This window comes from Halomonas sp. H2 (assembly GCF_050215315.1).
Classification (GTDB): domain Bacteria; phylum Pseudomonadota; class Gammaproteobacteria; order Pseudomonadales; family Halomonadaceae; genus Vreelandella.
Genome location: NZ_CP189760.1, coordinates 1,715,345 through 1,733,246, shown reverse-complemented (window position 1 = coordinate 1,733,246; position 17,902 = coordinate 1,715,345). Strand labels below are relative to the sequence as shown.

12 protein-coding genes, 1 tRNA gene and 1 other RNA gene are annotated in these 17,902 nt (G+C 52.8%); 2 read left to right on the top strand and 12 right to left on the bottom strand.

All coding sequences use genetic code 11. The annotated features are described in order from the left end of the window. Window positions 1-117 precede the first annotated feature (117 nt). From ACQE2I_RS07995 to ACQE2I_RS07940, 12 genes are all read right to left on the bottom strand, one after another. A complete protein-coding gene (locus ACQE2I_RS07995; RefSeq protein ID WP_281662067.1) occupies window positions 118-1,479 on the bottom strand; it encodes a Fic family protein in 1,362 nt (453 codons plus the stop codon). A gap of 95 nt (window positions 1,480-1,574) precedes the next feature. Continuing rightward, entirely contained in the window at window positions 1,575-2,219 is a 645-nt protein-coding gene (locus tag ACQE2I_RS07990; protein ID WP_281662066.1) for a hypothetical protein, read from the bottom strand. Between the two features lie 73 nt (window positions 2,220-2,292). After that, window positions 2,293-3,477 carry an AAA family ATPase gene (locus ACQE2I_RS07985; protein ID WP_281662065.1) on the bottom strand — a complete coding sequence of 395 codons (1,185 nt, stop codon included), beginning with the start codon at window positions 3,475-3,477 and terminating at the stop codon, window positions 2,293-2,295. Further along, window positions 3,474-3,815 carry a hypothetical protein gene (locus tag ACQE2I_RS07980; protein WP_427031071.1) on the bottom strand — a complete coding sequence of 114 codons (342 nt, stop codon included), beginning with the start codon at window positions 3,813-3,815 and terminating at the stop codon, window positions 3,474-3,476. Before ACQE2I_RS07980 ends, ACQE2I_RS07985 begins: the two co-directional genes overlap by 4 nt. Beyond that, the gene (gene pglX / locus ACQE2I_RS07975) at window positions 3,815-7,471 is read right to left on the bottom strand and encodes a BREX-1 system adenine-specific DNA-methyltransferase PglX (RefSeq protein ID WP_427031070.1); all 3,657 of its coding nucleotides are present in this window, start codon (window positions 7,469-7,471) and stop codon (window positions 3,815-3,817) included. Before pglX ends, ACQE2I_RS07980 begins: the two co-directional genes overlap by 1 nt. Beyond that, entirely contained in the window at window positions 7,468-8,949 is a 1,482-nt protein-coding gene (locus ACQE2I_RS07970) for an ATP-binding protein (RefSeq protein ID WP_427031069.1), read from the bottom strand. Before ACQE2I_RS07970 ends, pglX begins: the two co-directional genes overlap by 4 nt. A 111-nt stretch (window positions 8,950-9,060) precedes the next feature. Next, window positions 9,061-12,744 (bottom strand): BREX system P-loop protein BrxC, encoded by a 3,684-nt coding sequence (gene brxC, locus ACQE2I_RS07965; RefSeq protein ID WP_427031068.1) that lies wholly within the window; start codon window positions 12,742-12,744, stop codon window positions 9,061-9,063. A gap of 113 nt (window positions 12,745-12,857) precedes the next feature. Further along, complete coding sequence (locus ACQE2I_RS07960) at window positions 12,858-13,481, bottom strand: DUF1788 domain-containing protein (protein ID WP_427031067.1); 624 nt, start codon at window positions 13,479-13,481, stop codon at window positions 12,858-12,860. Between the two features lie 118 nt (window positions 13,482-13,599). Next, window positions 13,600-14,199 carry a DUF1819 family protein gene (locus tag ACQE2I_RS07955; protein WP_427031065.1) on the bottom strand — a complete coding sequence of 200 codons (600 nt, stop codon included), beginning with the start codon at window positions 14,197-14,199 and terminating at the stop codon, window positions 13,600-13,602. Between the two features lie 125 nt (window positions 14,200-14,324). After that, window positions 14,325-14,421: signal recognition particle sRNA small type (gene ffs / locus ACQE2I_RS07950), an RNA gene on the bottom strand. 52 nt (window positions 14,422-14,473) lie between these two features. Continuing rightward, window positions 14,474-14,550 (bottom strand) — tRNA-Met (locus ACQE2I_RS07945). An 87-nt stretch (window positions 14,551-14,637) separates the two neighbouring features. Further along, complete coding sequence (locus tag ACQE2I_RS07940) at window positions 14,638-15,573, bottom strand: choline ABC transporter substrate-binding protein (RefSeq protein ID WP_427031063.1); 936 nt, start codon at window positions 15,571-15,573, stop codon at window positions 14,638-14,640. 207 nt (window positions 15,574-15,780) lie between these two features. Here ACQE2I_RS07940 and betI point away from each other — a divergent pair, with 207 nt between their 5' ends. Further along, window positions 15,781-16,401 carry a transcriptional regulator BetI gene (gene betI, locus ACQE2I_RS07935; RefSeq protein ID WP_427031062.1) on the top strand — a complete coding sequence of 207 codons (621 nt, stop codon included), beginning with the start codon at window positions 15,781-15,783 and terminating at the stop codon, window positions 16,399-16,401. A gap of 26 nt (window positions 16,402-16,427) precedes the next feature. Continuing rightward, on the top strand, window positions 16,428-17,897 hold the full coding sequence (gene betB, locus ACQE2I_RS07930) for a betaine-aldehyde dehydrogenase (RefSeq protein ID WP_427031061.1): 1,470 nt from the start codon (window positions 16,428-16,430) through the stop codon (window positions 17,895-17,897). Window positions 17,898-17,902 lie beyond the last annotated feature (5 nt).

Below are 17,902 nucleotides of genomic sequence, written 5' to 3'. Positions count from 1 at the left end.
GCTTCGCCCCTGTGTAGGTGATAAATAGTTAACCAAGATAAGATAATGGCTGAATTCTACCACGCGTGGTGTGACGAGCGCCGAGCCACGCGCTACTCCTCCATTGGGAATGTTGAATTAATCATTTTTTATAAGGTTCAACATATTCGCAGGTGCGATGAACACGTCTTTTTTACCCACCTTGTATTTTTTCAACAGATTGTACTTATCTGATAGCGCTAATAAGTCGGTTCGTGCGGTCTGATAAGCAATCCCATGAGAATTCTGATGGGATTTGATGGTGTACTCCATCCCTGGGTTATCCAGCGCATTTTTTAACAGCCCCAGTTGCCGATGATTAAGTAAGCCATTGAGCTTTGATTTCTTGAGGATTTTTTCTGCTTCTCTGTACTCTCCTGCTTTGTCAGTGAGATAGCGATGCAGTTCAGCAATCGATTTTTTAATTACTTCAAGCTGATGAATAATGAAATAAGTAACATCATTACCATCCGTTTCTGTATGCAGATAGGCCGCCATATATTGTGCGGGTGCCTGCTTCAGCACCCGCGAGATAGAGATATACTCCATCAGCCAATACCCCTCCTTGGCCATCACCCAATAGAAAAGGGCCCGTGCCGTTCTGCCATTACCATCCACAAAGGGGTGGTCATACCCAATCATGAAGTGGACAACGATGGCCTTGATAACAGGCGGTATAAAGCTAGCCTCGCTCTCATTTTCCGCATTAACAAAGTCACATAGCTGCTGAATACGGTCATTAAGCTCTTTATAGGATGGCGGCGTATGTAACAGCTTGTCATCGAGTGAGTACACCCTTATATCTTCATCTGGCCCCCGAAAAACACCGGCTTTATCAGCATCTTCTATAGGTAACGTATCTTCTGTCACGATCTTATGTAATTCGCATATCATTGACTTCGTGAGCGTTTCATCCTTGTACTCACGAATAAAACGCATGGCGTTATAGTTATTAAGAATCATTTTTTCAGAATGATCCTTGGGTGTTCTCCCCGAACGTAGCATGTCCTTGGCCACCTGGCGGGTGGTTGAAGCCCCTTCCAGTTGGCTGGAATTAATAGCTTCTTCAATCAGCGAGTTGATCAGATAGGTTTGCTTTGTGTGCGGGTCTGAGATTTTGCTGTCTGCTTTGATCGCCCCCGTCGCGTTCTCACTGATCCAGAGAATGTCACGCATCACGGTATCCGGTATGCAAAACCGAAAGGGAGCACCCTGCTTATCCTTAAAAGGCAGATCTCTTGAAATTTTCTCTCGCGCGTTGCGCATGGCCAGCCAGTAAAGTTCAGCGTCATAGCCTTCCGGCATAGCCAAGTGCCTAAGCTTGTCCCAGTGTAGGTAACGGCCTTTACTGTCCGTCGGCCCAACCGCCTGACCAAAGAGCAACGCCATTTTAGCGACATCGCCACTTTTGAGCAGCTCAAGTAGCTTTTCCTGGGACGGTGGAGAGACAGGCACCTTCATCACATTGCTCCAACTACTAATTTATTAAATATTAGTATATGGGTCTCTATGGGAGCTTGCTACTCATTATTTTTCACTTCACGGTTGCCGCTCAATTACTTGCTCAAAACACGAGACACCACTTCTTCCACCCGGTGCTTAAAGACGTCTAGAGAAGGCATGTCGATATTTTCCCACTGTATATTTCCGTCTTTGGCAGTTTCCGCTAACTCATCTGCCGAGGTTTGCCCTTGGAGTGCCGCATCAAGCTGCTTTTTGAGTGCATTGGGACTGTCATCATTACCCGAGGCTTGCTCAAGCCCTGCACAGTGCTGGTAGGGCGAATCTGGTTTTAATGCACATAACAACCAAGCCTCAGATTTCGGCTTTGGCATCATCGCTATGCCATACGAGAAGCCCTCTGCTTCGAACCCTTCCAGAATCGAATCATATTTGGTTTGCCAATCACCTCTCCCAGCAGATGCCGTGCCGTCACTATCGCGAAATAGCACGGCGATCACGCCATCGCCAATCTCAGCCGCTAGTTCTTTTGCACACTGCGCTAATGCACGCGCATTATTAAAGTAATAGCCTGTTTCTTTAGCGCGTTTTTTACCAGGCAAACGACTAGGCTTCTTAACGGCGGATGGCCTTGTCGCAATCAAGTGCTGCTTACTCACAAAGCTCACGAGTCCGGCTTGGAGGTGAGAGAACTCATAGCCCTGCACCCGTTCTACCCATTGATCCACCAGCCATGCCATTGGCCCCGGCTTAAAAGTTTCCACGCTACAGGCTTCTGCCGCTGGGTAGCACACGCCTATATCACTAGGGCCTTCACCGCTTAGAAGCAGATGCATCCTTGCCTCTCTCAGCGCTAAGCGATTGAATTTCAGCCGCCAACTCAGTGAGTTGAGTATCAATAAACGCCTCACCTGGCCCCATAAACTGCAGCTTCTCAGCCAGTGAAGGTATTTCAAACAGGCGTATTGCTTGGGTTGCCCCTTTAGCATTTTTGTAGAGATAGATCACACCGTGCTTGGCAACTTTGTCTTCCAAATAGTTGAGAATGACGGGGCTATGGGTCGTCACCATCACTTGGTGCTCGCTCTTAACTAACGTATCTACCAGAAACTCGACTAGCTCCGGGTTGATGCCATTTTCAATCTCATCGAATAACAAAAAATGTTCATCGGAAGCCAGTTGTGAAAGCACCGCCAGTAAGCGCAGCAAGCCATCATTAACATGGCGTGCGGGTGTGTTGAGCACTTTGCCTTTGAACTGCTCGGCAATATCCAGATGCTTCCAACCAGAACGCAACGAGCGGGTATCAATACTGACTAGCTGAGGATATGCAAACTGCAGCTTTTCCAGCAGCCGCTGACGAACCTCACCACCCTGCTCGTGAAGATACGCAGAGAGCTTTTGACCGCCCAAGCCTAAATGCCCTGCTGAATCTCGTGTACGTTGGCGAAGGTATTCTGGCGAAAGTAGATCCAGCGAGCGAATATTGGCTAGTGCTTCTTTAAGCACCTGCAGCGGCTCACCTATCTGGTTACGTTTTAGCTGCGAGAGAATCGAGCCTTGATACTCGAACATAATTTCGCTTCTTACATCACGCAGACTGCCCTGCTTCACGCTGCGGTCTATCCAGAACTCAGCATCCTCCACTTTCAACAACCTCACACCATCGCAGAAAGCTTCTTCCGTTGTGCAACGCAGTGACTGGCGGTTGAAACTAGCAGACCATTCGATCAAACCATGCTTTTCCGTCTCAACCTGAACCGCAATGTCGATATTTTGCTTCGCCGTCAGCTTCGAACCCAGATCTCTCGGCTCCCATTGGCGTTGTTCTAACCAGCCATCAATATCACCACGCATCTGCTGCGAAATGAAGTCCAACGCCTGAAGCACGGTCGATTTACCCGCACCGTTAAGCCCTACCAAGCAGGTAAAGGGTGCCAAGCGAATTTCAAAATCTACCAACGATTTAAAATTGTCGATGCGTATTTGATGAATCATGCGGATATCACCGAAGGGTTGGTTCTAATGGCCAGATCAACATACGACCTTATCTGCGCGATGTCCTGATCCACCTGAGCAAAAACAGCTTCCATCTGAGGCATTGTTTGATCAATCATTTCAGATATCGCGCCTAGTTCCGAGTAGTAAACGTGCATCCTGCCATCATCATCGTCGGGCACGCTCTGATACACTTTATAACCATCGACAACAGACTGCTTATAGTAAGGATGAGCAACGCCATACCAATCGTCGTAGCGATCAGCCAGCTCACTTGAGATGTACAGCTTGTTTTCCTCAATAAAAGATGCGGCTAGATATCCCCAAAGCTCATCCATTACTTTTGCCCCGTCACGGCCTTCACTTCCGCCAACAAATCCCCAAACTTGCCGTAATTCACCTTCACCCCATCATCCAGATCCAGCGAGATCCGCTGGTCGGCGTAGTGGCGGAGTTTTTCGTCGAAGGTGTTGAGTTCGGCTTGCTGTTTGTAGAGCTTGCTCAATTCTTTCTCGATAGCTTTCGCTTCGGCCGCAGAGGTGCTGGCGTCTTTGTCTTGCTCTAGCTTTTCCACGTAGCTGGCGAGCTTGGTGGTGAGCGGGATGACGTAGTCGGTGCGCATCTCGGCCAGGGTGCTTTCGTTGTAACGGTGCAGGTAAACCAAGCACTCGAAGGCCTTCTGCTTGCCGGAGGAAAACAGCCAGTAGATGGGGCGTTTCTTGTAGGTGCGCAGGTGGTCTTTGAAGAACTGGGTGCTGAGGTAGCGGCGGATGGTCTCCAGCGCAGTCTCACCCTTCTTGGGTTTGATGGCGTGCAGGCAGAGGCTTTCGGCGACGAAGTCGAGGTTTTCTTGCAGAACGCTGCGGCCATTTGGTAAAGAGTCATCGCCCCAGACGGTGCGGACGAAATCGCGGAAGCGGTTGGTGGCGTCGTCGGGGAACCACTCCTGGTCAGTAAGCGGGATAATAGCGTTTTCATCCGGTGCGAAGCTGGGCTCGGGGATCTGAGAAAGATAATCCCGGATAGTTTCACCTTGACTGGCGAGAATCAGGCCAGGCTTGTCCAAAGTATAGCGCCCCATCATGCAGCCGACGGCATAAGAAACCAACTCTTTTAGAGAGTCGCATTGGAGCATGGTTTCCAGCTCCTTTTTCGAGCGGCTGCCTCCATAACGGTAATGGGGATTTACTTGTAGTGAGACCTCTTCTAAATGTACGCTTCCAGAGAGCTCATTCTGCAAACCAAAGTCATTAATTAATATATTATTAATTTCAGACTCCAGATGGGATAGTCTTTCTGCATCTTTCTTACCATCTTTTTGCATGGACTCATAGTTGTCTTTAATTTTATTTCCTATTTTTTTATTGCTAATTATTGGGGGGTAGCTGAAGCACCAGGATGTCTCGTAAAGATCCCAGTCTTTTTTTGATATGCTGATGCATTCCATTACCAATAGGGGTAGGTCACTCGGCTCACTCCAGGGGAGCGCAGAGATATTTTCGACCTGAAAACTCATGGTTGGATTAAGCACCTCTAAAAAATATGCCCCAACTTTCGAACAAAGAAAACCCACGAGGTATTCTGTTTTTTTTTCGACTTTCTCAAAAGCGCCTGACCCATGAACATCCCACAGAAAACCTTCTGGATAAAACCTCGCGGCAGGGAGGCCGGAGTTTAAGTAGCTCCATGAAACATATGGCTTAAAGTAAAGATTGCTGTTAGTGCTTCGGTTTCTTGTGAAATTCTCGCCTTGATCCGACCAATTAACTACCAGATCATGATTTCCATACCATTTCCTAGCTTCGCCACCCTTGTTATATGGAACCCACTCTTTACTATCAGAATTAAAGTAATAGAACTTATTTTTTGAGACCTCGTGCCAGTATCGCACATACTTTTCGTTATCACCGGTTATCATCCCCTGTATTAGTTTAAAATAGTCGCTCACCTTATCTCTTTTTTCAAATGCTTTTATTACTTGCTCAGGAGCCCAGTATGCTACAGGAGATCCAGAGATGCCTTTAAACTTTTCAGGGGCGATTTGGCGGTACCTTCTTCTTCCTATAGGAGTTTCCAGTGGATATCCACCATTTCCTATGTCACCATTTTCTACATTAAAGAAAACGCCTTTCCAACCAACGATATCCACATTCCGGAACACTGTCGCGCTTGTCCCGAATGCAATCTTCATGACGCCGTTGTCCATGTGTGCCAAGGATTCAATACTGTAGTCACTTATAATATTCTTTCGAAAATTCTCAAAGCTTGATAAAAACATCCAGCTTTGCATGGTCACCATGGCGTTAAAAGCGGCGCTTCCCTTCAAAAGTTTGAAGCCATGCTCCATAAAAATCGCAAACAGATCTGATTTACTATTGGCGTAAGCGCTTTTAGCATAATCTTTCAGCGTCTTGTTCATACCCTTGCTGCCCATATAGGGCGGATTGGCAATCAATGCATCATATCGTTGGGCCAGCACCCACGCCTGCCGCACGATGGGCATTAGCTGCCTGGCCGCAGACTTCTGAATGGTGTCACCACCATCAGCAAGCTCGGTGAGAACCTCCACCAGAGCCTTGAGGGGGGAGGCAAAACTACTCGGCACTTCGATCAGCGAGCCGAAGGTCTTGGCGTCCTGGAAACGCTCGATCAAGTCGACGATGGCCTTGTAGGTGTTGTCATTGCTGGAGAGCTCCTTCTGCTCGCCCTCGAACAGGCTCTGGGACTGGCCCTGATGCCAGTCGCCGGTCAGGTTGAGATCACGCCATAGCGTGCTGGCATCCAAGTGCTGGGTGCTCTGCAGGGCCATCACGTTGAGGCAGATGCCTCGGCTGAAGATGCGGCGGTCGTCTTCACGGGCTTTCATCAACAGCGCAAAGCCCGCCAGCTGGGCGGCGCGGTCGTCGATATCCAGGCCAAACAGGTTGTTTTCCAGAATCAGCTGGGGGATGTCGCGAGTGCGGTAGCCGCGCTCTTCGTAGATCGCCTTCAGCACGTTGTAGGCTTCCACCAAAATATGACCAGAGCCACAGGCGGGGTCGAGTACCTTGATGGTTTCGGGGTCGATGCTGGCCGGGGTAATCGCATCCAGCTGGGCCTGCACTTCTGGCTCCTGCTCGGCGGGTTCGATGTAGTACGGCATATCGGCCTTGAGCGGTGAGGCCGGGTAGGTTTGCAGCCATTGGCGGCCTACCGAGTTCTGCACCAGGTATTGCACGATCCAGTTCGGGGTGAACAGCTGGGTGGCGGCGGGGATGTCTTCGCTTTTCACCACCTTGCCGATCACTTCATCTTTCTTCTCGCTGATGTAGAACTGGTAGAGCCAGCCGATCACTTCCACATCTTGCCAGTCGGCTTCGGGAATCGCTTCGACCAGCTCACGGATCAGCGAGTCGGTTTTGGTCAGGTTGTTGGGCAGCAGCAGCTCGCTGGCGTCGTCCAGCGGCTCGAACAGAAACGGCATGGCCTCATGCAGGGCGTGGCACTGGGCCAGCAGCAGCTCGCGGTAGAGGGTTTCATCCTGGGTGCCGTCGAGCTTGAGTTCGCGCACGCGGGTGGTGTCTAGGCTCTTATCAAGGGCCGGCAAGTCCACCTCTAAGCATTCATCCAGCAGTTGGTATTGCCCGGCTTCTCCCCCTGCCCCACTCAGCACGCGGCGGCCGTGGTCTAGGTAGCCGTGAATCTCCATATAACGAATGGCGCACAGGCGGTTGAACCAGCTGTAGGCGGCCTGCTCTATCGCTTGGGTAAAGCCATCGCGCTGCACCCACGCGGCCAGCGCTTCCCGTGCGCCTTTCAGGTGGGCGGGCACGGTGTGGGTTTGGCCATCCTGGGCGGTCATCACCAACACATCGCCCTTTTGCTCCAGGGGGGCAATTACAGCACCGCCGTTGCCGTCTGGGCTAATGCCCACCCGGGCCGCCTGGCGCGTCATGGTGTCGATAAAGCGGGCGCGGGCCTTGGGGGCGTATTTTTTGATGTTGGCGGTGTTCATGTTAGATCCTTGAAAGTGTCTTGCAAAAAGCGCTGGCCTTGAGGGGTTAGGCGGTATTGTTGAAGGCGGCTATTGGGCTTTTCGGGCAGCGTCATTTCAATCAGCTGCTGCTGGCGTAAATTGCCTACTTGTTTATTGAGCTCACCGGAAACGCTCTTGTGACCCAGCTCACGCGCCATGGCAGCTTTCCCCAGCGGCTCCTGCTGCAGTATCAACAGCACTCTGGCTGCCAGCGCTGACTCTAGCCGTGACTCTAGCCGTGACTCTAGCCGTGACTCTGACTGCACTGACTCAGCCTGGGTCACTGAAGCTGACTGCTGGATAGAAACCGGCGTTGCCAGCCGAATACTCAAACGCACGCGGTTGGCAATTTCTTCAATATGCGGTTCAGGCAGCCCTTGGACTTGGGCTTCCGAGAAAATACGCTTCACACCGCTGCCCCACTGCTCTATCAGCCCAAGCTCACGAAACACGCGGGCAATCACTGGGTTGCGAATCATGGAGACGCCGCGTTTCATGTCTTCAATGGTCATGCCGGGCATCAGTAGTCCTGGGCTTTCAATCTCGATACGGTCGTCATAAAACGCAATGCGTATGGGGCTGCCGCGTTGGGAGTAGTCGCTGTGTACCAAGGCGTTAATAATCGCTTCACGCAGGATGGTCAGCGGGATACTCCACACATCGCGGCGACGCATGGCGCCAAACTCTGCCTGCTTGAAAGCATGTTTTTTGAGAAACAGCTCGATGTCATCAACCGCTTTGGGTAACGGCGCATGAATATCTGTCTGGTCGAAAATCTCGACCTTATCGGTGCCGCGAAAACGGCCGCACTGAATCCAAGCATCTTCAAAGTGCCATTGGCGCTCGCGGCCAAACAGCAAAATTCCGCCCACGCTGGGTACTAGGCGACCTTGATAAGAGACAAGTAGCCGTAACGTGCGAAGCTTATTGTCATCAAGCAGTTGTTCGCTGTGCAAGGCTTGCTGTATGACGTTTTGGTCAAGGTCGTCACGGCTCAGCTCAGGCATGGGCTGAACGTCAAAGGTGGTTCCGCTCGCTTGGCGCTGCATTTCTTGAATGAGGGCCAGCCCCGCCTGCCGATTGCTAGAACCAAGTCGCACCAGCACACCATTTTCTTCGCCAAGCGCTTTGAAAAAGTGTGGGCGTGCGCTACTCAAAAACACCTCAATACACACCAAGGTATGTTCGCCCACGCTCACCAGTTCAATATTAGGCAGTAGCCGGGGGTGAATGGCATCCGCGATCATGCTGGTCAGGCGCTCTTCTATATCCAGCGGATCATCCACGCCTAGCACGGTGCCATCATCGTCAACACCAATGATCAACTGGCCACCGGCCGTATTGGCAAAGGCGACCAGTGTTTTCATCAGTGGCTTAGGCGATGATAGGTCCCGCTTGAACTCAAGCTGCTTGCCTTCTGGCTCGCTTAGGCGCTGTTCAATGGTCGCGGTGGTCATAGGTGTCTCGTTGACTTTTCATGTTTCTTTCCGCTTTGCTGTCCCGCGTCCTAGGACATGGGACAGCAGTGAACAGGCACATTGCCCGTGTCAACAAAAATCGTTCGAACACTAACGCACCTGTACCCGTTTGCCCGCTGAAAGTGACCCTTCCAGCTCTTTTCTCAGCTCGTCCATAAACGCATCGACTTCCGCTTGGCTTTCCAGGTACACCCCACTATGCACGCGGCTGAGTACGTCGCTAACACGCACTCTTGCCACGGGTTTGGGGGCATTTACCGCAGCCGGTGCTGTTTCGGTATGCGGGTCGTACGTTTTATCACCTGGTGCCGTTTGTGGGGCTGGCTTGGGGTTCTCTGATGTGGGAGCCGGTGTTGTGGTGTTTCCCGCAGGCGCGGGCGGCTGCCGCTTAGCAGCGTCGGCCTGGGCGTTGTGAAGCGCATCCAAACTTTCTTCTTCTAATTCAACGGCAGTTTCGGTTTGTAGCTGGTAGATCTGCGCGACGCTGACCGATTGATTGACCGAGGCTTTGAGCTGCTGCAGCGGGTGAAGTAAGCGGTTGCTAAGCTCGGCGGTGCCAATGCCGCTTTTGGCTATTTCTGCGCTTACTTTGGCGATGCGCGTATTGATGCGGGCAATGGCGTGCTGACGTTTTTCCTCCACGAGGCCGCTGTTAATGTCATCCAGCGTACGTACTAAGCCATCTACCTTGTTCAGCATGGCGTAAGGCGCTTCGGCCCGGTAAATACGCTCACACTCGGCCAGCGCTTGCTGGGCCTGGGTGTTTTTCTCAAGCTCTAGGCGGTTCACCGCAAACCGGTTGAGCGCTTGCTCCAGCTGTTGCCACGTGGTGAGCTGCTTAGTAAAGAAGTCGTTGAGATCGCGGTAGTCTTCTTCGACATCGAGCAGCGTGTCCTGCTGGCTAGCGACGGTTTTGAAGAAATCAAAGCTGTCGTCTAGGCGCAGCAAACGCTCCACTTCTAAAAGCGAGCTATCAATGGCGTTGCGACCGGGGAAGTTGCCCACGTCGGTTTTGCTTTTGTACGCCTCTAGCTCACGTCGCCAGTGGGATAAGCGGTCTACGTAATAAGTAAACAGCTCTTTTTCACTGGTGGGGCCTAGCTGGCCAAACAGCTCTTTGGTGAGGTTACGGGCTTTGTTGAGCACCGCATCTTCGGTTTGGCGCTTCTTCTGGAGGCGGACTTCACTGCGGCGGCGGGCGTTGTTGAGTAGCTCAAAGGCTTCTTTACCACTGAGCGCGGGGCCAGCGGTGTGGAAGGTTAAGCGCCCTGCGGCATGCAGGCGGCCTAGTATCAGTAGCGTTTCACCTTCCGGCCAGCCGAAGGGTCGGTTGCTAAAGCGCTCAATCAGCGGGGTCAGTGGCACCGGCTCGCCACCGTGCAGGGTGATGTACTGCTCCACCTCTTTCACGGCCTGGGGGTTGCCCTCCTCGCCGTCTAAGTTCAGGTTCTGGATGCCCAGGTCATCGGCGGTTAATACGGCCTGCAGCTCGCGCATCGGCTCAGGGCTAAGCACCGTGAGCTGGCTCAGCTTGTTGTAGGTGTTTTCCAGCAGATAGCGACAGGCCTCATCCAAACGAGTGTTGAGCTGGTTGCGGTTGAGATCAAGCTTTTGCCCGAGTGCGTAAACGTCCGCATCCAACAGCATCTCTTCCAGGCGCACCCGCAGGCGTTTTTTGCGCTCTTGGTTCTCACGTCCACGGTCGGCCAGAATGCGCTCTACGCTGTGGTCGTTGGCCGATAGGTTCAGGCGGATAAACTTATCGGTTTTCAGCAGGGTGCGCAGTTCATCGGTAAATCGCTTATCGTCGGGCAGCTTAATCAGCACTTGCCCGCCGTAATCGCCGCTTTTGTGAATGCAGCCCGCTTCGCTTAGCTGCACATACTCCACGTCCAGCGGTGAGACCACCTCCACCCTTAGCTGGCTCTGGTAGCGGCCATCCAGGGTGTGGCCATCCAGGTAGCGGCCAATGCTGTAGTCGGTTTTGTTGACCGGATAGCGGTATTTATTGCGGTCACGAAACGAGTCTTTGAAGATCAGGCTGGAAAGCTCTTTGTTCTCGTCGCTGCTGGTGACTTCCGTGGCTTTGATCTTACGGGTGATGTCACGCTCTTCATTGGTGAGAAACTGGTATTCATCGCCGTTACGGGTTATCAGGCTCTCTTTTTCCAGCCGTGCCAGGGTCGCTTCCAGCTGCTCACGAATGGCTATGCGGTCATCGTCGATTTGGGTCAGTGAGAGCGTTACCAGGTTATCGATCGTACCCTTCACCAGATCCACATAGCGGATCATAAACAGCGTGCGTAGAGTTTCGACATCAAACGCCTCTAACACGGGGTTTTCGCTGGCCTGATCAATGGTGCGCTTCACCGCTGTATCAAGAAAGCCCTCTACCGCTGTATAGAAGCAGTGCATTGGTACTAGCGCGCCAATCGCTTTCTCTTGCACGGCTTTGGCGGCCATGTGGAACGCATCGAGCATGGAGCGCTCGCCATAGGCCAAGTGGGCGCCCGTCGCCCCTACCTTGCGGATTTCTTCAAAGACTTTTTGCACCAACTGGAAGTGGTAAGGCACAAAGGGGTAATTGGCGATAAAGCTTTCCACGCCTTCGATGTTTTTTAGCGTGGGGCCAGAGCGGTCAAAGGTCAGTTGGTTACGCAGAATGGAGCCTTTGGCCTCAAACACGCCTTCCAGCTCCGCGCGTGCCGGGTCGGTTTTCACCAGCAGGCGCTTTCGGATCACTTCGTCAGAGTTGGAGCTTGAGAGCGATAAGCGGGTTTTGAAGCGTCCGGCGATTTTGGAAAAATCGTTGGCTTTTGAGGCAGTCATTTCGCCTAGCACGGCGTCCATATCCGCTTGGGAGGTGACCACGATCCAGGCGCGGCCCCCGCAAATGGTGCCCAGGTTTTCGGTGAGCGTTTGTAGGGTCAGCATCAAACGCGTGTCGCTGCCAATGAACTGGCCAACTTCATCCACCATGAACACCATGCGCTGGGTAGCTGACTGCGACTCCAAAAACTCTTTCACCCAGTGGCAGAAGTTTTCCACTGAAACACTAAAATTGGCTTCTGACTCTTCAAACCATTTATGCGCCGCTTCCGGGGAAAGCTCTAGTGCAACGCTAATCGCTTGCTCGATGTCATCTTGGTAGAACTGATAGCCGTCCCGCTCCTCTTCCCACGCCATGCCGCTGGCGTCATTAAAGGCCTGCTTGAATGGCTCATACACGCCCCGCTTTTCTAAGTGGCGCTCCATGTGGGCAATGTGCGGGTAATCAGAGCTAAAGCCTTGGTACTCGTTAAATACGCGCAGAAAGACGTTGAGAATGGGGTTGCCATCGTCGTTAGAGCTGGCCTTGCTGTCGATATTGAACAGCACCACATGGGCCGGCTCGCGTACTGCGTTAGTGATGTCAGCCCGTATGGAGCTGTCCACCAGCTTCTGCTCGTCAAAGAAATCCGCCGCCCGCTTGGCATGGCCGTGTGCATCAAACGCTTCCGTGTTGGCTAGCAAGTAAGAGAGCGTTTTCAAAAAGTGCGATTTACCCGACCCAAAGAAGCCACTGATCCAAACGCCCACGCGGTTGGCGATAGAGGGGTCATCCAAAGGGGTGGTGTAGGATTCAAAAAAGGCACGAAAGTGCTTGTCTAGCTCGTTGGTGACGACATACTCATCCAGCTCTTGGTAGATGGTTTCCTGGTCACGCTGGTCGGCCTTGACCACGCCGTTGATTGACCGGCTGAGCGGTTTGAGGAAGAGCTCTTGAATGTGCATATCAGTCCTATAAATATGTAAACCCTGGGTGTTTCAAGCTGAGAGGTACCGCGCTATCAAAGACCACGACTCACCAAGCGAACGTAGTACACGGAATGACGTAATCCGTTGCGCTAAGGCACGAGTGCGAACGCACGGTAGTAACTATTGCTTTCTATCCGCTTAAACAACGACATCGTCTGCCCGTCGTAACGGCCTGGATAGAACAGCACCAGAGGCTTGTGGCCGAGCGGCCCGTGTAGCGCATTTAACAAGCTATGCGCTCGCACCATGGGCCATAGGCTGCCAACACCGGTGAGCAGTACGATATCGGGGTCATGCGACAAGTAGTGTCGGATGAGGTAAGGGGCGAACTTGTCCATGTGCAGCGGCCCTCGCAACGCTCTGAGCAGTGCTGAATCGCCTTTGCTTTTCTGCATGGCAATGGCTTTGTCTAGGAAGCCGCGCTCGGTTAGATACTCCTTGAGTACCTCAAGTAGATTCACCTGTGCCATTTTAATATTCGGGTGCTGGCGTGCCATTAACGAGGGGAGGAAATTCAGGTAAGCACGCACCTGTAGTTCATGCTCAGGGGCGTAATCAAAAATCCAGAAGCCAATTTCGTTACCTAATCCTTGGCCTGCTAAAAAATCCGGTCGTGTGATTTTCTCGGCGACTTGGTTTAATCGTGCCCGTAGCTGGTCATCCTCATGGAACATAACGCTGGTAGGTGGTAGGTGCTGCTCATTATGTGACATGCGGAGCGTCTCTATGTCGGGCTTGTTTTGGGCAAGATTACGTTGCTTGCAGCCATAGCCGCAAGGTCTACTAAGTTTTCATTAGCTCACTAATGCGTTTTGCCCAACAGATAAATGCTTAGCGCAATTTTTGAAGACAATTTTGCAAACGGACATGGTGGTTGGTATCAAGCAGCATCTTCAGCTCGGGGCGGGGTAGGAAAGACTGAAGTCTACGTGATCGGCTGGAATCCAATATGCCGACCTCTGTCAGCATCCGAAACACTACCTGACCCATTTTGCGCCTTGAGCTTTCTGCCCAGGTAGCAATCGCTGCATCGCGGTTAACACGCTCAGCAAGAAACTCATCCCATTGGTAAGCCTGCAGCTTTTCAGACCGCGTTAAAAACGCATCGGCCACCACGCTTTCGAGAAACTCCACCAGCAGCAGGTTGCGTGCCATGGCAGCACAAAACGATACCTGCGACGCTAGCTGATCATCTCCTTCGTGCAGGGCTTTCCAAAAAGAGGGTTCCAGTTTTTCTAAGCGCTTTCGAATGGCTTGCGCTGCACGCTTGGCTGTCGCTGGGCGATTCTTCTGTAGGCGGTTTTCAACGATGATGGCTTGATGCCACTGCCCTTCGTCAGCATCAGAAAGCAGCAGATCTGCAATGGCACGACTTTCACGCACCATCAATCCACCACCAATGAGGTCTGAGTTGTAGCTAAATACCGTCACAGATTGCCCAATTGCTTTTGGTTTGTATAGCTAGAAAAAGAGTTTTAAAACCCATAAAACAGCCTACTACAAAGCTGGGCAAACAAAATAAAAAAGAAGGGAATATCGACATAAAATGGAGGCGGCCCCAAAAGCCACATCCCGGCACACGCAGCCACCACTACCGTTGCTCCCTTCCGGGCCTGGCGGGGTTCGCAGTTTAGCGTTGCGGGAGGACCTAAGGGGCCACCATAACGGCACACTCGGTTATTGAGTAAGTGTGCTAATGCTGATGTGGTGGCTACGCCCTGATTTGAACAGGGGACCCCATCATTATGAGTGATGTGCTCTAACCAGCTGAGCTACGTAGCCTTTCCGTCATCAACGGGTGCAGATTATGCCTACCTTGAATACGAAAGGCAAGCCGGAATCCGGCCTGCCTCCCTCAGCTAAATCAACTTACTGAATAGCGGCGCGTACGGCCTCGGCACCAGGCTCGCCGTCACGAGTCGTAACGCCGTCTAACCACTCATCCAGCACGCCGTCATTAGCCTTCAAGTAGTCACGCGCGGCATCACGGGGATCTTCGCCATCATCCATGATCGCGCTCATTAGTTGGTTTTCCATTTCCAGGGTAAACGTCATGTTGCGCAATAACGTTCCCACATTTGGGCACTCCTCCACAAAGCCCGTACGGGTATTGGTGTGCACCGTCGCACCGCCTAAATCCGGGCCAAAATAATCATCTGCATCGGAAAGATAAGCCATCTCGAAGTTGGAATTCATGGGGTGCGGTTCCCAGCCCAAAAAGACCATCCACTGTTCGTTGGGCACTCGGGCACCCAACTCTGCCAGCATCCCTGCTTCGCTGGAGTCGATGACCTGCCAATCGCCCAAGCCGTAAGCGTCGTCATCAATCATTTGTTCGATCATTTCGTTGCCATCGTTACCCGCCTCGATGCCGTGCAAGCTGCGATCAAACTGGTCGGCATGCTCCGCCAGATCGTTAACCGAGGTCACACCAGCATCGTAAACATATTGTGGCACCGCGAGGGTGTACTTCGCCCCTTCCAGGTTAGCCACCAAGCGCTCAACCTCACCACGCTCGATATAGGGGTCGCTGATAGAAGCCATTGAGGGCATCCAGTTACCCAGGAAGACATCAAAATCATTATTGCGCATACCGGCATAGGCAATCGGCACGGAAACCGTATCCACGCTTGGTTCATAACCAAGCCCTTCGAGCACTTCACTGGCCAGTGCTGTCGTCGCCGTAATATCCGTCCAACCCACTTCGGCAAAGCGTACGCTGCTGCACTCATCGGCATAAATCGCCGTTGGTAAACCCGCTACCAACAATAAAACACCTGCATAACGTGAAGAAGTTCTGCTCATGATAGTGGCTCCCCTTGAAGCGTCTGCTGCGAACACTCGGATACTGCAGTGGTCGCAGTGACTGAAAAAATGTCGGCGCCTTTTATTGATTGAACGTTCAATAAAAAAATGCCATCATGGTTAGGTAATCATGCCTAGGCCTGGGTTTCAAGCATCGGCCCGCATCTGGCATTCAACGAATTAGGGGAACATCTTTAGGAGAACACTGTGCCAAAGGTGGGAATGGAACCGATACGCCGCCAGCAGTTAATTAACGCAACCATGGCCGCGATTGATGACGTCGGCTTAGCCGAAACAACGGTCATGCGCATTGCGCGCCATGCAGGCGTTTCAGCGGGCATTATCAGCCACTACTTTGGCGGTAAAGATGGCCTGCTGGAAGCGACCATGCGGCAAATCCTGACCGACCTAACCACAGCCGTTGCGGTGCGCCGCCATGCGCTGGAAGACGACTCTGCCCGCGCCCATATCGGTGCCATTATTGAGGGCAACTTTGACCGTACGCAGGTGACCGGCCCCGCTGCCAAGACCTGGTTAGCGTTCTGGGCCAGCAGCATGCATAAACCTATGCTGCAGCGGTTACAAAACGTTAACGATCGCCGCCTTTACTCCAATTTATGTCACCAGTTTCGACGGGGAATGCCGCGCGCCGAAGCCCGTAACGCAGCACGCGGCTTGGCCGCCATGATTGATGGGCTATGGCTGCGTGGCGCGCTCACCCCAGAGGGCCTTGATGCTGAAGAAGCTCGCCTTCTCGCGCACACCTATCTTGATCAACTTTTTGCTCATTATGGATGCACAACGTCGGCATCCGGTAAAAGCAGCTAATTTTCACCTCACTGGAGGAAACCTACATGGCCGCTCAAAAAATACAGCCTCTTTATATTGATGGTCGCCAGGTAGACGCCACCTCAGGCGATACGTTTACCGTTACCAACCCGTTTGATGGCAGCCTGCTGGCCACTGTCGGCCAAGCTAGCCAAGCCGACGTCGACACTGCCGTCGCCGCTGCTCAACGCGGCCAGCGCGAATGGGCGGCGATGACTGGCATGGAGCGCTCGCGCGTTCTACTGCGTGCCGTCGCTTTGCTACGAGAGCGTAACGATGAGCTCGCCGAACTGGAAACCCGCAATACCGGTAAGCCGATTAGCGAAACCGCCAGTGTCGATATCGTCACCGGCGCAGACGCATTGGAGTATTACGCTGGCTTGGCACCGGCTATTGAAGGCAACCAGATTCCCCTGCGCGATAGCTCTTTTGTGTATACCCGCCGCGAACCGCTGGGCGTAATTGGCGCCATTGGCGCCTGGAACTACCCGATTCAAATTGCTTGCTGGAAAGCTGCCCCGGCGCTGGCTGCAGGCAACGCGGTGGTGTTTAAGCCCAGCGAAGTGACTCCACTTACGGTGATGAAGCTGGCGGAAATCTTCACCGAGGCGGGCTTGCCCAACGGCGTATTTAACGTTGTTCAGGGCGACGGCCGCGTAGGCGCAATGCTCACCGGCCATCCCGGCATCGCCAAAGTCTCGTTCACCGGCGAAGCGGGCACCGGCAAAAAAGTCATGGCCGCCGCGGCTAGCTCGACGCTAAAAGACGTCACCATGGAGCTGGGCGGCAAATCGCCACTGCTAGTCTTCGCGGACGCCGATCTCGACCGCGCTGCCGACGCCGCGATGATGGCCAACTTCTACTCCAGCGGGCAAATTTGTACCAACGGTACACGGGTGTTTGTTGAGCGCAGCGTTAAAGATGCCTTTGAAGCCAAGTTGGTGGAGCGCGTTAAGCGCATCAAGGCGGGCAACCCGATGGACCCCAGCATCAACTTTGGCCCACTAGTCAGCTTTGAGCATCAGGAGAAAGTGCTCTCGTATATTGCCCTGGGCAAACAGCAAGGTGCACGGTTATTAGTCGGCGGCGACGAGTGGAACACCGGTAGCTACGCCAATGGCGCGTGGGCCGCACCTACCGTATTCACCGACTGCAGCGACGATATGCGTATCGTGCGCGAAGAGATTTTCGGCCCGGTGATGTCGGTGCTCGCTTTTGATGACGAAGCGGAAGTCATTCGCCGCGCTAATGACACCACTTACGGCCTTGCTGCCGGTGTCTTCAGCGAGAGCTTGAACCGCGCCCACCGCGTGATTCACCAGCTGGAAGCGGGTATTTGCTGGATTAACACCTGGGGCGAGTCACCTTCAGAAATGCCGGTGGGTGGCTATAAAGAGTCGGGTATTGGTCGTGAGAACGGCATCGAGACGCTTAATCACTATACCCAAACTAAGTCCGTACAGATTGAAATGGGCCCGTTTGAGTCGGTGTTTTAAGGAGC

Coding starts and splice junctions, on each gene's coding strand:
- ACQE2I_RS07970 (WP_427031069.1), bottom strand. CDS start 8,949: ATGACCACCGCGACCATTGAACAGCGCCTAAGCGAGCCAGAAGGCAAG.
- brxC (WP_427031068.1), bottom strand. CDS start 12,744: ATGCACATTCAAGAGCTCTTCCTCAAACCGCTCAGCCGGTCAATCAAC.
- betB (WP_427031061.1), top strand. CDS start 16,428: ATGGCCGCTCAAAAAATACAGCCTCTTTATATTGATGGTCGCCAGGTA.
- ACQE2I_RS07990 (WP_281662066.1), bottom strand. CDS start 2,219: ATGGCATGGCTGGTGGATCAATGGGTAGAACGGGTGCAGGGCTATGAG.
- ACQE2I_RS07960 (WP_427031067.1), bottom strand. CDS start 13,481: ATGTCACATAATGAGCAGCACCTACCACCTACCAGCGTTATGTTCCAT.
- ACQE2I_RS07985 (WP_281662065.1), bottom strand. CDS start 3,477: ATGATTCATCAAATACGCATCGACAATTTTAAATCGTTGGTAGATTTT.
- ACQE2I_RS07940 (WP_427031063.1), bottom strand. CDS start 15,573: ATGAGCAGAACTTCTTCACGTTATGCAGGTGTTTTATTGTTGGTAGCG.
- ACQE2I_RS07995 (WP_281662067.1), bottom strand. CDS start 1,479: ATGAAGGTGCCTGTCTCTCCACCGTCCCAGGAAAAGCTACTTGAGCTG.
- ACQE2I_RS07980 (WP_427031071.1), bottom strand. CDS start 3,815: ATGGATGAGCTTTGGGGATATCTAGCCGCATCTTTTATTGAGGAAAAC.
- pglX (WP_427031070.1), bottom strand. CDS start 7,471: ATGAACACCGCCAACATCAAAAAATACGCCCCCAAGGCCCGCGCCCGC.